This is a genomic window from Gemmatimonas phototrophica (assembly GCF_000695095.2).
In the GTDB taxonomy this organism is placed as follows: Bacteria; Gemmatimonadota; Gemmatimonadetes; order Gemmatimonadales; family Gemmatimonadaceae; genus Gemmatimonas; species Gemmatimonas phototrophica.
Genome location: NZ_CP011454.1, coordinates 3,231,245 through 3,245,409 on the forward strand (window position 1 = coordinate 3,231,245; position 14,165 = coordinate 3,245,409).

Below are 14,165 nucleotides of genomic sequence, written 5' to 3' on the forward strand. Positions count from 1 at the left end.
TCTAGTGACACGGGCTTTTTTGTTGGTCGGCTGTTTTGGAAGGACTGATCGCAAAACCGGCAACACGACGTCAGGAAGTTGCCAACCTGCCGCACAGGCTGCAGCGTAGTCGCACCCCTGTTACTCGGAGCTCCGATATATGCCGACAGTTTTTTGCACCTGGCAACGCGCGCTGCTCGTTGCTGCGCTCGTGTCGCCCGCGGCCGCGCCCACGCTGACAGCGCAAGGCAGCACCCCGCCCAAGGATCGACTCACCATCGCGGACTACTTCAACTGGGAAGACGTCAGCAACCCTTCGCTGTCCCCCGATGGGCGGCAGGTGCTGTACACGCGCACGTGGATTGATCAACTCAACGATCGCCGCGAAAGTGCGGTGTGGCTGATGAATGCCGACGGGACGAAGAACCGCTTCCTCGTCAAAGGCTCGGACGCGCGCTGGAGTCCTGATGGCACGCGCATTTCGTTTGTCGCCCCCGGGGAGCCCGGTGGCGCACAGATCTGGGTGCGCTACATGGATGCCGAAGGGGCCACCACGCAGATCACGCGCTTGAGCGAGTCACCCAGTGACGTGGAATGGAGCCCCGACGGCAAGACCATTGCCTTTGGCATGCTGGTGCGGCAGAACGAAGACTGGCGCATTGCCATGCCTACACCACCGCGTGGCGCCAAGTGGACGGAACCGCCGCGCGTGGTGCAGAAGGTCCGCTATCGCGCCGATCGTCAGGGCTTCCTCGAGAACGGATTGCGACAGCTGTTCACCGTGCCCGCCGACGGAGGCACCCCGCGGCAGATCACCAGCGGTGACTGGCCCGCCAACGGGAATGCGTGGACCCCGGATGGCGCGTCGCTGCTCTTCACCTCCAACCGGGTGGCCGACGCCGAATACAGCTGGCGTCAGAGCGACATCTATGCCGTGAACGTGGCCAGCGGGGCCATCACGCAGCTCACCAAGCGCAATGGCCCCGACAACGGCCCCGTGCCCAGCCCTGACGGCCGCTACATCGCCTACACGGGCTACGACAGCACGGATGCCACGTGGAAGGACGCCGCGATGTACGTCATGGACGCCAATGGCGCCAACCCGCGAGCGCTCACGGAAAAGCTGGATCGCACCCCGAGTGGCATGATGTGGGCGCCCGACGGCAGTGGTGTGTACTTCAACGTGGAACAGGAAGGCGCGCGCAATCTGTACTTCGTGTCGCTCAAGGGCGACGTGAAACCCGTGACCAAGGGCGCGCAGGTGCTGACGGTCACCGACCTGGGGAAGTCGTTCCTGGCCGTTGGGACCATGAGCAACGCCAGCAAGCCCACCGATATCGTGGCATTCGATGTGCGCACCCCAACCGTCAAGCAGCTCACCGATGTGAATGGTGATGTGCTGGCCGGCAAGCGGCTCGCGACCACGGAGGAGGTGTGGTTCACGTCTGTTGACGGCTTCCGCATTCAAGGGTGGATCGTCAAACCCGCCGACTTTGATCCGAGCAAGAAGTATCCGCTCATGCTGGAGATTCACGGCGGCCCGCACAGCATGTACAACGTAGGGTTCAGCTTTGCGCGGCAGGATCATGCCGCGAACGGCTTCGTGCTGTTGTACACCAATCCGCGCGGCTCCACCGGCTACGGCAGCGCGTTCGGCAATGCCATCAAGAACGCCTATCCGGGCAAGGACTACGACGACCTCATGGCCGGTGTGGATACGGTCATCAACCGCGGCTTTGTTGACAAGAATCGGCTGTATGTCTTTGGCTGCTCCGGTGGCGGTGTGCTCACCAGCTGGATTGTGGGTCACACCAATCGCTTTGCGGCGGCCAGCGCCAATTGCCCCGTCACCAACTGGTTGAGCTTCGTCGGCACCACCGACGGTCCGGGGTGGTACAACAACTTTGCGAAGTATCCGTGGGATGATCCGACCGAACACCTCAAGCGGTCCCCGCTCATGTACGTGGGCAATGTGAATACCCCCACGATGCTCATGACCGGCGTGAACGACCTTCGGACCCCCATGGGGCAGACCGAGGAGTATTACGAAGCGCTCAAAATCCGGAAGGTGCCCACCGCCATGGTGCGCTTCAACAACGAGTGGCACGGCACCAGCTCCACTCCCTCCAACTTCCTGCGCACGCAGTTGTATCTTCGCAGCTGGTTTGAACGCTACAAGCAGCCCCCCACCACCAAGATCACGCAGGAATGAAAGCCACCATGTGGGTGAACGTGTGCGTCCCCACGAGCGGGTGTCCACGTGAGTGATATGCTGTTCCGGGGGCGCGGCGCCAACATCGGCATCCGCGCCCCCGCGTGGCTCGTACGTGGCAGTGGCGCCATACTGGGGCTCTGCCTCATGCAGTTGCTCGCCGCGTTGGGGATCTTTTCCGCCCTCGGCGTTTCCGTGACGCTGGCGCGCCTCGTATGCGTTGTGATTGGCGCGTTGCTGGCCCCCTCGGCCGTTGGGGCATGGCTCTGGGGGATGACGGCCCTCACCGCCGGCCTGCTGCTCGTGGTGTCCTACACCCCGACGGCAGCGCCACTTCTGGCGGGCTTTGTCCGCCGCGATGGCAACCGTTCGCCCGCGCCCGACGCGGTCGTGGTGTTCTCCGGGGCCGTGACCGCCGAGGGGCGGGTAATGGGGCCGGCGCTGGACCGCCTGCTGACCGGGATGGCGGAAGCCAAGCGCCGCCGTATTCCCCAACTCGCGCTGTCCACCGTGGCCGACGAGGACGATCCCACGGTCGCGACATCAGAGCGAGATCAGCGTGAACTGGCGCTCACGTTCGCACCGGAACTGCAGCTGCGTTTTGTGCACGACGTGCATAGCACCCGCGATGAGGCCCTGGCCTTTGCGGCCGTGGCACGGACCCATGGCTGGCAGCGTGTGCTGGTCGTCACGTCGCCCTCACACAGCCGACGGGCCTGTCGTGCGGTTGAGCGGGCCGGTCTCGCCGTGCAGTGCCTCCCAGCGGTCTCACGCAGCTATGCCCTCAGCAAGCTGGACCATCCCGAAAGCCGGCGACTGGCCTTTGGCGACGTGATCTACGAAACAGCCGCGACGCTGCTCTACGAGCTACGGGACTGGATGTAGAGCCCGCCACGGGGCCACACCGTGACTGGTGATTTACCGCACAGACGGTTGCGCGGTTTGTGACGTGGCGCACTTTCAAGTGATGGCCGCGTCCGGTACGTTCTCTCGGACTCACGCTGTTTTCCTCAACCCGTCTTCCATGCATCGCTTTCATACTCGCCGGCGTATCACCGCCGCTGCCGTATTCGTTGCCGCGCTGACCACCGGAGCTTGCACCGATACTGCCACCCGGGCACGCGCCGATTCACTGGCGGCAGCTTTGGCTTCGGCGAGCGCTGAGCGCGATTCACTGCAGGGCCTCATGCAGGGCACGTCCTCCGAAAAGGACCGGGCACTCGCACAGGTCGTGGAAGCCTCCAAGTTTGCGGATGCCGTCGACGCCGAATTGCGTCAGGTCCGAGGCCTCACCTCCAAGGTGGGCGTGAACAAGAGCGACGAATCGGGGAAGACCGAAGCGGCCGCGGCGCAAAAGGACATCCTCGACCGTCTCAAGCAGATGCGTCAGCGCCTGAATGCGCGCCAGTCTCAGGTGCGGGCGCTGCTGGATACCCTGCGCGCGCAGCGTGCCGATTCCACCGCCTCCGCCACGTTGCTGGCCGATCTCAATGCGCGGCTGGAGCAGCGTGACAAGGAAATCGCCGTCTTCCAGGAAGAGATCCGTTCGCTGCGCACGCAGAACGAGCAGCTCACGGCCGACAAGGCCGTTCTCAGCGATACGGTGAAGGCCATGGATGTGCGTGAAAACCGCGTGTACTACGTGGTGGGATCGCGTCGCCAGCTGATCAACGATGGCGTGGCCATTGAAGAAGGGGGCTCGCGCGGTCTGCTCATCGTGAAGCTCGGCAAGACCCTCGTGCCGGCGCGTACGCTTGACGAAAACCGATTCACGCGCGCCGATCGTCGTGAAGTGCTCACCATTCCGTTGCCGCGTAACGATCGGGCGTACAAGATCGTGTCGCGCCACGATGTGGGGCTCCTTGAAGTGGCCAAGAAGGAGAAGGACGGATCGTTCCGTGGCGAAAGCATTCGGATTACCGACCCGGCGAAGTTCTGGGCCCCGTCCCGCTATCTGATCATCACCGAGAAGTAATAGCGGGACTGGTGCGGCCGCCTGACGGCCAGCGCCACCAACAGAGCAACAGCAACGCGGCGCTTACGGCACTCCAGTAAGCGCCGCGTTGCAGTAGTATCCCCCAGAACACGCCGTCGCCCGCTGCCGTGGCCAAAGGCCCCGCGTCGGCAAAGCGGACCCACCAGGGTGTAGCGCCGCGGGTATTGATGACCACCGCCATGACCCAGCCGGTGATGAGCAGGAGATGGGCCGCCACTTTGTGATCGAGCAGCACGTGCACCGTCAGTGACAGCACGGTCAGCTGTGCAAAGGGCAACCAGAGCACAAACACGCTCCAGGCGCCCCACGCCATCAGCTGTGGCGCGTGCAGAGAGCCTGTGCGAAGGACAGCAACAAGCAGGGCGCCAAGTGCGACGGGCAGCACGATCTGCAATTGCCCGGTGAGCAGCCCCTGAACCCGTCCAACCACCAGATCACGGCGCGAAATCGGCAACGCGTCTACCAACTGGTCCACACGCACGTCACGTTCGCGCCACACCAGTTCACCGGCGTACACGGTGGCCAGCAGAATGAGAAACAGGCGTGCGTGCTCGCTCACCAGCATAAGCGCCGCAACGGTTGGCTCACCGATGTGCAACGGACGTAGCAGCGCATTTGCCAGGGCATTGAGTACCGCCAGTGAGGACACGATACGCCATCCGCCATCACGTTGCATCCATTGCGCCGTAAACCGACGCAGCGACATCAGGACAGAGGTATCTCGAAACGGCGTATCCGCCCGGTGCTGCTCACCGACCACCATGACCTGCTCCACTCGTGGCGCGAACAAGCGGGCAGTGGCGCCGTACAGCAGCAGCCCCACCGCCCCGAGTGCTATGCCAAGCCACGTCAGCCGGTTATACAGCAGCAAACCGGTGAAGGGGACCTGATTATTCGCGCGCTGTTCGACGGTCCACGCGGCCGTCGCGGCAAGGACCGGCGCGTTGCCAAACGGATCGAGCAGAGCGCCGGCCGTAGCGGTGGACGGATTGGCGACCAGCGCCAGGGCCACCTGCCACACCCCCACCAGCAGTAGCGCCGTCGCCAATACGCCAAGAACCCGCTGGGTGAGAGCGCCGGCGACCGCCAGCACGGCCGTGACCACGAACATCGTAGGCACGGTGATGAACAGGTATGCTCGCAGGCTCTCCAGCACCGCCTGTGCCACGGAACCACCCGCCAGTGCAGTGCCAAGGACGAGGCCAACGGGCATCGCGGCGTAGACCGTCGACATGATGCTGAGGGCTGCCAGCACCCTGCCAACAAACCAGATTCTGGGTGAGAGGCCGGTGGTGGCAATCATGGAGCGCGTCCGTTGGGCTTCGTCGCGCAGCATGGCGGTGGTGGCAATCATGGTGGTGATCACCTGCCCGAAGGCCGTGAGCCCGCCAAAGGCCAGCATGAGCGCCCAACTGGCGGTCCTCGGCACACTGCCCCTATTCGACACCAGTTCCACCGCATTCGACGACGCGTAGCCAAGCGCCAGCAAGCCAAACACCAGCGCGTACAGCGTGGTGAGCGGATCACGCAGCTGGGCATGTACTTCCATTCGGACCACGGCAAACAAACGCGCCCGCTGCACAGCAGCGGGCGCGGAGCTCGCGCGAGGACGCCCGGATTCAGACGTGGGGCAGTTCCCGGTCGCCAACGTCACCGCCTTCCTGATGCCACTGCAGTTCTTCCGGGGTGAGCGGACGAATGGTCAGATCCACTGCGAGCCATGTGGTTTTGGCGAACGGATAGCACCCGATGCACCCGGCCAGCATGAGGAAGCCCGTCACATAAGTGATCAAATCCCAGGGGGGATCGGGCCACGTGAGAAAAACGAAACCGCAGACGCAGAAGAACAGAATGAGTTCCACCGCGATCAGGTTGAACAGATAGGCGCCCACGAAGTAGTCAGCCTCGCCCCGTTCAAGCCGCAACCCGCAGCTGGGACAGTTGTGCTTCAGCTGAAAGAACGACGCAAAGATTTTGCGGCCACCACAGTGCGGGCAACGCAGGCGGAGCGCCCGCGTCATCAGCTGCATGATAGTGGCCCGCGGCAAATCGATGGCCCGCGTGCCCAGAAGAATAGCAGTGGTCATCGTTGCGGCAACGCGGCCAGAAACTCGGCGAGATAGTTGCCCCACACCCGCGGCAGGGAATGCGTACCGTGCCCACGGGTATCCGCCGTAATGGGCAGCAGGATGAAGCGCGTCTTTGGCATCTGCTTCGCATACCGCTCGGCCAACCCGAGTTCGGGCGGATTCACCTGATCATCAGCGGAGTTGATGAACAGCGCCGGCGCCGTGATTTCCTTGACCCGCGCCGAGGGATCGTAGTCGCGCGAGGCATCGAATTGGTACAGAAAGTCATTGGCGTCAGTGGTGCGCATGCGAGCGTCGAGATAGGCACGGATCACCGAGTCCGCACGGTCCCTTGTCGGCGCCTGCGTTTGCTGCACCAGCGGCGCACTCGACATGATGTACAGCATCATCTGCGCGGCCCGTAGCCCCGGGGGCTGCGTGGTGTACTCGCCACCGTTCCACACGGGATCGGCGCGGATGGCGTCCATCGCCATGGTCCGGATCATCCGATTGCGGCCGGCAATCTGGCTGGGTACGCAGGCGAATGGCGCGAGTCCGTCCATGAAGGTCGGGTACGTGTACCCCCAGACCCAGCCGTGCATGCACCCCATGGAGGTGCCCATGATCAGGCGCAGGTGATTCACCCCCAGATGCTCGGTAAGCAGGCGATGCTGCGCGGCCACCATGTCGGTATAGCCGTATTTGGGGAACCGGGCGTGCAGCCCATTGCTGGGCTTGCTTGAACCGCCATGCCCCACGCCGTCCGGGAGGATGATGTAGTACTTGGCGCTATCGAGCAGCTGGCCGGGACCGAATAATTCGCCCGCATATCCCGGCGACAGAAACCCTCGGCCGCTTCCCCCGGTGCCGTGCAGAATCATGACCGCATTGCGGACGACACCGCCGGCATCGCGTCGAGGGGTACCGAGCGTCGTGTAATGCAGGGTGAGCTCGGGCAGGGTTTCCCCCGAACTGAACGCAAAGTTTCGAACGACGAAATCGCCCTGCATGCCGACCTGCGCCCACGGATTCTGCGCAGGCAAGGTTGTGGCGAGCACAGCCATACCAGTGACGGCTGTGCAAAGGCGACGGATCAGGCGGGTGGTTTCCATAGCTGAAAGATACCGAAGTTCCCGGCGCGACAGAGGGCTCAGCCCCGTCGGCCCGCAAATCATGATATCTTCTCCATGTGATGGGTGCTTGCCTTCTCTCCCCCCCTCAGTAGCTTCGCTTCCTGTGAGTGCGACCAAGGTCTGCCCCCAGTGCGGGGACGAATACGACGACGCGATTGCGTTCTGTTCAAAAGACGGAACGCCTCTCGTGGCACAGTCTGAAGGAAACCTGATCGGCAAGATGTTTGGAGGCCGCTACAAGGTCATCCAGCAGCTTGGCGAGGGGGGCATGGGTCAGGTGTATCTGGCCGAGCACGTCCGCATGAAGCGCAAAAGCGCCATCAAGATCATGCGACCGGCGCTCGTGCACGAGCCGGAGGCCCTGCAGCGCTTTACGCGCGAGGCGGAGAACGCCTCCAAGATCTCGCACCCCAACGTGGCGAGCATCTTCGATTTTGGTGAGACCGACGAAGGGCTCGTCTATCTCGCCATGGAGTTCATCGAAGGGGAATCGCTCTCGGCGCTGCTGAAGCGTGAGATTGCGATGCACCCGGTGGTGGCGGCCGATATCATCGCGCAGGCGTCCGATGCATTGGCTGCAGCGCACGAGCTTGGCATCCTGCATCGCGATATCAAGCCGGACAATATCATGGTATCCAAGCGTCCCGACGGCACCTTCGTCGTGAAGCTGGTGGACTTTGGTATTGCCCGCACCATGGAGCGCGGCTCGCAGCAGGTCACGCGTACTGGCTTTGCGGTGGGCACCCCCGAGTACATGTCGCCTGAGCAGCTGTCGGGCGATGTGCTGGATGCACGCTCTGACCAGTACTCCCTGGCCTTGGTGGCGTTCATTGCACTCACGGGCCACGACGCCTTCCCGAATTCGTCGTCCAAGGAATCGCTCATCGCGCGCCTCACCAGCCGCCCGCGGCGGTTGGACGAAGTGCGCGACGACCTGGATTGGCCCAACAGCATTCAGAGCGTCTTCGATCAGTCACTCGCCCCCGATCCCAGCGATCGTTTTCCAAGCGTCGCGGAGTTTGGTGTGGCGTTGGCCAATGCGGTGGAAGAGATGACACCCACGCAGACGGCGGAGATGTATCGTCACGCGCTGGGGCAGCGCATGCTCAGTGTGGCCGCACGTACGCCGGGAGAAAACTCCAGCGTCCGTACGCCAGCCAAGGCGCAGGCGACGCAAAAAGCCAAGGCCCAGAAAGCGGAGGCCAAGCGCCGCCGTGATCCGGTTGCGGTACGTCGGCGTCAGTCCATTTTTCCGTACATTGTGATGGCTGCTGGCCTCACATATGGTGTGTACTTTTACGGCTCAAAGCAGCCGGCGGGGACCACCGCCAACGATGCCGCCGTGCAAATTGCGGCCATGGCGTCATCTGCCAAGGCGATCGTGAGCAACTTCACCGGCAAGAAGGCCGACAGCACCGTCACGGCCAAGCCGGAGCCTACCACGGCACCCGTTACCAAGCGTGTGCGCAAGAAAGCCGCAGCCGATACCACCGCCACTGCGGCCGTGAGTGCCGATTCAGCGGCCAAACCCATTGCAGGCGATAGCGGGGCGGCGTCCACGACACCACCACCGCCAGATAGCAGCAGTCTCCGCTGAGGCGGCGCTATCAGCGCAGAAAGGGCCCCGACTCCGATGAGTCGAGGCCCTTTCTGCGTCGTGTTGATGCTACCGGCCGGCGTCGAGATCGTTCCAGTTGAGAATGGCGTTGAAGCCCAGAAAGTACGTGCCCTGCGTCTGCCAGCGCCAGAACGGACGAATGGCGAACATCACGACGTGTCCTTTACCCAACGGCGCGTCAATCAGCTGCGCGCGATTCTGTAGCGCTTCCCCACCGGCGAGCGTGCCGGAGAGCAGCATGTCGGCCGCGTTCGCGGGGAACTGCATGATCACGCGCGGTCGCGTGCCGTCGATGCTCGCGGCCCCTCCGAATGCTCCGGCGCCACCAGTGCCGCCACGACCGGCTGGTGCTCCACCAGCTGCCGCGGGCCGGCCAGCGGCCACCGGCATGGGGGTGCCGGTGCTATCCGACATGTTCCAGCTCCAGGTGGAGAGGCGGAGCGGATTGGCGTTGGGTGTGGTGTTCTGCATCATCGCGGCGGCACCGCTGCCGCTGCCTACGCCGGCGAAGACACCCGCCGAACCACCCACGTTCATGACGGGGTCCTGATTGAAATACACCGGCAACTGAGCGTCGAATCCGTACGCGATGGGACTCTTCCGGTCGGCCACCACGCCGCGCAAAATCGTGCCGCGCGCGAAGAGCTGGCTGGGTGACTCGATGGTCACGCCGTTGGTGAGGTTGTACGCCGGGAAGATCGTGGACGTACTGCCTTCCACAATGAGCGTGCCACCGGCCTGCACGAACTTGTACAGCTCCGTGAGCCCTTCAATGCCCAACCCACCACGAATGTCCTCGGCCGAATCATTCGCGCCGAGGTTGGGCGTCTTGGGCGACTTCTTGTAGGGGAGCGGTGTGTCGCCGTTCTTGATGATACCGGCAATGTGCGACTGCGCACTGCCACCCACGTGCGGATAGATGATCACATCGTACTTGGCGCGCAGGTTCCCCTTTCGCAGTTCGATGTCGCCGAAATAGTTGTATGGCACGCCGTAGGTATCCAATGCCGCGCGCACCCACCCTTCATCCTGCGTGCGCTGCCAGGCGTGGGCGTATCCAATGCGCGGCAGGTCGAGCTCGTGCATCTTGACCGTGGGCACAGTGGCAACAGCCTGCGCCGTGATGCCCAACTCCTTAAGCGACGCCTCGATCTTTGCGCGATCGCCAGCGGGAATGATGAACGCGCCGGCGCGGAACGTGCGCCCCGCCGCCTCGAACGACGCTTCAGCCGCGTGCATCTTGGTGGTGGCAAAGGCCGTGCGGAACTTCATGAGGTTGTTGTCGGTGGTGTGATCCACCAGCAAGACCGCTCCGGTGCCATCAATACCACCAGCGGCGCGCACCTTGTCGATCACCGGGTTCATGGCCACGGTGAGGATGCTCTGTTCCATGACCGGCAGCACCGCCACGTTGCGCATGAACTGGAAAGTCCAGCCGGTGTCGTCGTACGGGCGCGGGTTCTGCGGCGTGTAGTTCTGAATGCTGAAGTACATGTCGGCCAACGTGCGGAACGGCTGATCGCCGCGCACCACCCAGTCGCCAGGCTGCACACTTACATTGCCCGCCTTGTACGCCGCCGCGGCCACATGAATTTCGAGCCCCTGCTTGCGCAGTTCGTTCACGGCGTCGGCCGCATCGGCCTTGCGACGCTGCGCTGCAGGAATGACCCACGCGTACGGGCCGGCGCCGGTCTTGCCCTTCTCCATGGCGCGCTTGTTCTTGATCCAGTAGTTCTCGAGGTAGTTGGCCTTGTTGTCCGCAAAGTGCTTGAGCGAAATGAGCACCGCCGACTGCTGGATGTTCGTATTGTTGCGCGGGCCCCACTTGATGTACGACAGCGGCGGATTTGGACGGAACCACTCGCGGCTGGTGGTCGTGGCCGGCGGACGCACTTCGTAGTTGTCCGGGCCGTAGCTCTGCACTTCGTAGAAGCGGCCAATGGCGTTCTTGGTGTGCGCCACGAAGAACATGTAGTTGGGCGTCCAGCCGTCGTAGAAGCCGTACGTCCACACGCCCGGCACGCCGCGCTTGGTCATTTCGCGCACGTCTTCCTGCGCGAAGGTCCACCACTCGGTCACCGTGATGGGGTCGATAGCATCGTTGTACGGGCCGGTACCGGTGCTGCTGTACAGGTACGTTACCGACTCATGCAGGTCGTGCATCACCTGCGGCTTCCAGGCCAGGTAGAAGTCGTTCACGTTTTTGGTGAGCGACAGGAACTGCCCCATGCCGTCGCGGTTGTTGTCGTGTGCGACGTACTTGCCCCAGTACATGAGGGGGAGCCGCGCCGCACCGGCGGGAAGCGTCTTGTTGTAGTAGTACGTATCCACATGCTTCTCACGGCCATCCACTTCAATGACGGGCGTGATGAAGGTGATGATGTTGTTGCGAATCGCCTGGATATACGGGCTCTCCTGCACAATGAGCCGGTAGGCCAGCTCCTGAAGCATTTCGGGGCCGCCGGTTTCGGGCGAATGGATGCCACTCGTGAGCCAGTACATGGGCTTGGTGGTCCCAATGAGGCGCTTCGCTTCGGCCTCGGTGGTTTTGCGCGGGTCGGTCAGCGCGGCAATGTCACCCTTGTACTTGTCGAGATTGGCAATGGTCGCGCTGTCAGCAATGGCGAGCACCACCATGTCGCGCCCTTCTTCGGTCTTGCCAATGGTCCAGTACTTGGCCCGCGGCGAAGCCTTGGCCAGCGCCTCAAAGTAGCGGTGGATGTCCTTGGCATAGGTGAGCTCGCCCGGCGTACCCACAATGCGCCCGTGGAACTTGAGCGGCGTGGGCACGGTGGCCGAGGCCGGCAGATGGTCCACCAGCTCGGTCGTGATGCGCGGGTCCTGCAGGTGTTCCTTGATTTTCGCCGTATACTCGGCGTCGATCGCCTGCTGCGCCTGGGCGGCAGCCGGCAGCGCGAGCATGGCGACAGCCAGGGCCGATTTGCGCCAGTAATGCATGTGAGCTCCGGGGGGTTCGGGGTATTGCTCATGCTACGCGCGGGACCCGCCGTTCGCTCGGCTCGCAGGGGCTCGACGGCGGGTATCCGTTCACTCCACAGTGGGATTGAACAGCTCGTCGGAGGGCACGGAGGAACGGAGTCACGGAGAACAGTCATATGGAACGGATCTCCTCCGTGCCCTCCGTCCCTCCGTGAACTCCCGCAAGCTGTTCAACGGTCCGGCCCAAGCACCATATTCACCGCATGCGCCTCACTACTATCGCCGTCATCCTCGGCCTGGCCATCGCGCCGGCCCTCCCCGCCCAGAGCAGCAACGCGGGCAACTTCTCCACTATGCCGCCCGCGCCGTGGCCGCCGGTGGCGACTTTCTCCATCCTCGGCTACGACCCGGCGACGGGCGAAGTGGGGGGCGCGGTGCAGAGCCGCGTGTTCTCGGTAGGCAACGGCGTGCTGTGGGCCGAGGCCGGGGTGGGTGCGGCGGCCACGCAGGCCATTGTGGATGTGTCGTACGGGCCGCAGGCCATTGCGCTGCTGCGCGGCGGCATGAAGCCGGCCGATGTGATCAAGAAAGTCTGGGAGAGCGACCCCGACCCGCGCCCCACCGATTGGACCAAGTTCGGCCGGCAGTTCGCCGTGATCGACATGCAGGGTAATGTGGCCGCGTATACGGGCCCCAAGGCCAGCGAGTGGGCGGGTGACAAGCAGGGCAAGTACTGCACGGCCCAGGGCAATATTCTCGCTGGGCCCGACGTGGTGAGCGGCATGGTGAAGGCGTTCGAGGAAACGCCCGGGCATCTGTCGCTACGCCTGCTCGCCGCGCTGGAAGCGGGGCAACTGGCCGGCGGTGACAAGCGTGGCATGCAGAGCGCCGCCATGCTCATCGTGAAAAAGGACGGCGGCGTGTGGCTGCACAACGACGTGGTGCTGCGTCTGCAGGTGGACGACAATCCCGAGCCCATCAAAGAACTCCGCCGCCTGGTGGAGAAGGCCGCCTCACAGCGCCGCCCCCGTCGATAATGCGTCCCGTCTGCTCCCTGCTCCCTGCCTCCTGCCTCCTGCTGCCTGCTTTTGCGCTGCTCCTGAGTAGCACGGCCGTCGCACAGTCCTCGACGCCACCAAAGGCGCCCCAGTCAGAGTACGTCGTTCTCGTTCTCACCGACGGCCTCCGCTGGCAGGAGGTCTTTCGCGGCGCCGACAACGCGCTGTTGCAGCGCAAGTACGTGAACGATACCACCGCGCTGCGTCGCGACTTCTGGCGCGACACCCCGGAAGCGCGTCGGGAAACGCTGCTCCCGTTCCTCTGGGGCACCGTGGCGAAACAGGGGCAGATTTTTGGCGACAGCGCTGCCCAGAGCGCGGCCCGGGTGATGAACCGCTTTCGCTTTTCGTATCCGGGGTACAGCGAAACGTTTACGGGATTCTTCGACCCCCAAATCAACAGCAACGGGTTCAAGCCCAATCCCAACACCACCGTCTTTGAGTGGCTCAACAAAGACCCGGCGTATCGCGGACAGGTGGCCGCCTATGCCACATGGAACGCGTTCCGTCGCATCATCAACACGGAGCGCAGCGGCGTTCCCGTGTATGACGGCTGGGATCGTGGTGCGGCACCATTTATGGACGACAAGAGCACGCTGTTGCAGGAGCTGTACCGCACCACCACGCAACTCTGGCCCGATGTGGCCTTCGACGCCCTGATGCATCAGTCGGTGATCGTGCAGATGAACACCGCCATGCCCAAGGTGCTGTTCCTTGGCTACGGCGAAACCGACGAATACGCCCACAGCGGGCGCTACGATCTGTATCTGCGCAGTGCGCAGCAGGTCGATCGCTATCTGTCGCAGCTCTGGTCGCGCTTCCAGACAGACCCACGTACCCGAAACAAGGTCACGTTGCTGATCAGCACCGATCACGGTCGCGGCTGGGGCGCCGAGTGGACCGATCACGGCGAAGAGGTGAACGGCGCCGAGTATATCTGGAGCGCGGTGATTGGCCCGGATATCCCCGCGCTGGGGGTGCGGCGGAATACACCCACGCAGCAAGCGCAGATGGCCGCGACTATTGCGGCGGTGCTGGGCAAGGACTGGCGAGCCGCCGCGCCGCGGGCGGCGGTGGCGTTGCCCATCTTCCGGGAACGCTGACGCGCGTACGGGAACTGATCGCACGAGGGCATCCAAGACATCAAAGGCATCCGAGAG

Annotated in this window: 10 protein-coding genes; 6 read left to right on the plus strand and 4 right to left on the minus strand. The window is 63.6% G+C overall.

Annotated features, from left to right (window positions below; translation table 11 throughout):
- Positions 1-139 precede the first annotated feature (139 nt).
- The 3 genes from GEMMAAP_RS13690 to GEMMAAP_RS13700 all read left to right on the plus strand — a co-directional run bounded on the left by GEMMAAP_RS13690 (position 140) and on the right by GEMMAAP_RS13700 (position 4,166).
- Complete coding sequence (locus tag GEMMAAP_RS13690) at positions 140-2,191, plus strand: S9 family peptidase (protein WP_026848741.1); 2,052 nt, start codon at positions 140-142, stop codon at positions 2,189-2,191.
- A gap of 57 nt (positions 2,192-2,248) precedes the next feature.
- Positions 2,249-3,076: a YdcF family protein gene (locus GEMMAAP_RS13695; protein WP_026848740.1), complete on the plus strand. Its 828-nt coding sequence runs from the start codon at positions 2,249-2,251 to the stop codon at positions 3,074-3,076.
- A 139-nt stretch (positions 3,077-3,215) separates the two neighbouring features.
- Positions 3,216-4,166 (plus strand): Cbp1 family collagen-binding glycoprotein adhesin, encoded by a 951-nt coding sequence (locus GEMMAAP_RS13700; RefSeq protein ID WP_026848739.1) that lies wholly within the window; start codon positions 3,216-3,218, stop codon positions 4,164-4,166.
- Here the strand turns inward: GEMMAAP_RS13700 and GEMMAAP_RS13705 are convergent.
- The 3 genes from GEMMAAP_RS13705 to GEMMAAP_RS13715 all read right to left on the minus strand — a co-directional run bounded on the left by GEMMAAP_RS13705 (position 4,153) and on the right by GEMMAAP_RS13715 (position 7,368).
- On the minus strand, positions 4,153-5,736 hold the full coding sequence (locus GEMMAAP_RS13705) for a hypothetical protein (RefSeq protein ID WP_026848738.1): 1,584 nt from the start codon (positions 5,734-5,736) through the stop codon (positions 4,153-4,155). The genes GEMMAAP_RS13700 and GEMMAAP_RS13705 overlap by 14 nt on opposite strands.
- A gap of 70 nt (positions 5,737-5,806) precedes the next feature.
- Positions 5,807-6,274, minus strand: a complete 468-nt coding sequence (locus tag GEMMAAP_RS13710) for a DUF983 domain-containing protein (protein ID WP_043579482.1) — start codon at positions 6,272-6,274, stop codon at positions 5,807-5,809.
- Positions 6,271-7,368, minus strand: a complete 1,098-nt coding sequence (locus tag GEMMAAP_RS13715) for an alpha/beta fold hydrolase (protein ID WP_145979143.1) — start codon at positions 7,366-7,368, stop codon at positions 6,271-6,273. Before GEMMAAP_RS13715 ends, GEMMAAP_RS13710 begins: the two co-directional genes overlap by 4 nt.
- 124 nt (positions 7,369-7,492) lie before the next feature.
- Here GEMMAAP_RS13715 and GEMMAAP_RS13720 point away from each other — a divergent pair, with 124 nt between their 5' ends.
- The gene (locus tag GEMMAAP_RS13720) at positions 7,493-8,986 is read left to right on the plus strand and encodes a serine/threonine-protein kinase (protein WP_053333748.1); all 1,494 of its coding nucleotides are present in this window, start codon (positions 7,493-7,495) and stop codon (positions 8,984-8,986) included.
- 69 nt (positions 8,987-9,055) lie between these two features.
- Here GEMMAAP_RS13720 and GEMMAAP_RS13725 read toward each other — a convergent pair whose 3' ends face one another.
- Entirely contained in the window at positions 9,056-11,965 is a 2,910-nt protein-coding gene (locus tag GEMMAAP_RS13725) for a M14 family zinc carboxypeptidase (RefSeq protein WP_202969138.1), read from the minus strand.
- A gap of 245 nt (positions 11,966-12,210) precedes the next feature.
- Here GEMMAAP_RS13725 and GEMMAAP_RS13730 point away from each other — a divergent pair, with 245 nt between their 5' ends.
- Positions 12,211-12,984 (plus strand): DUF1028 domain-containing protein, encoded by a 774-nt coding sequence (locus GEMMAAP_RS13730; RefSeq protein WP_053333747.1) that lies wholly within the window; start codon positions 12,211-12,213, stop codon positions 12,982-12,984.
- The gene (locus GEMMAAP_RS13735) at positions 12,984-14,108 is read left to right on the plus strand and encodes an alkaline phosphatase family protein (protein WP_026848735.1); all 1,125 of its coding nucleotides are present in this window, start codon (positions 12,984-12,986) and stop codon (positions 14,106-14,108) included. The genes GEMMAAP_RS13730 and GEMMAAP_RS13735 overlap by 1 nt, the downstream gene beginning before the upstream one ends.
- Positions 14,109-14,165: the final 57 nt, after the last annotated feature.

Excerpts from the sequence above, each read along its gene's own strand:
- GEMMAAP_RS13700 (WP_026848739.1), top strand. The coding sequence starts at position 3,216 with ATGCATCGCTTTCATACTCGCCGGCGTATCACCGCCGCTGCCGTATTC.
- GEMMAAP_RS13735 (WP_026848735.1), top strand. The coding sequence starts at position 12,984 with ATGCGTCCCGTCTGCTCCCTGCTCCCTGCCTCCTGCCTCCTGCTGCCT.
- GEMMAAP_RS13715 (WP_145979143.1), bottom strand. The coding sequence starts at position 7,368 with ATGGAAACCACCCGCCTGATCCGTCGCCTTTGCACAGCCGTCACTGGT.
- GEMMAAP_RS13730 (WP_053333747.1), top strand. The coding sequence starts at position 12,211 with ATGCGCCTCACTACTATCGCCGTCATCCTCGGCCTGGCCATCGCGCCG.
- GEMMAAP_RS13725 (WP_202969138.1), bottom strand. The coding sequence starts at position 11,965 with ATGCATTACTGGCGCAAATCGGCCCTGGCTGTCGCCATGCTCGCGCTG.
- GEMMAAP_RS13710 (WP_043579482.1), bottom strand. The coding sequence starts at position 6,274 with ATGACCACTGCTATTCTTCTGGGCACGCGGGCCATCGATTTGCCGCGG.
- GEMMAAP_RS13690 (WP_026848741.1), top strand. The coding sequence starts at position 140 with ATGCCGACAGTTTTTTGCACCTGGCAACGCGCGCTGCTCGTTGCTGCG.
- GEMMAAP_RS13695 (WP_026848740.1), top strand. The coding sequence starts at position 2,249 with ATGCTGTTCCGGGGGCGCGGCGCCAACATCGGCATCCGCGCCCCCGCG.
- GEMMAAP_RS13705 (WP_026848738.1), bottom strand. The coding sequence starts at position 5,736 with ATGGAAGTACATGCCCAGCTGCGTGATCCGCTCACCACGCTGTACGCG.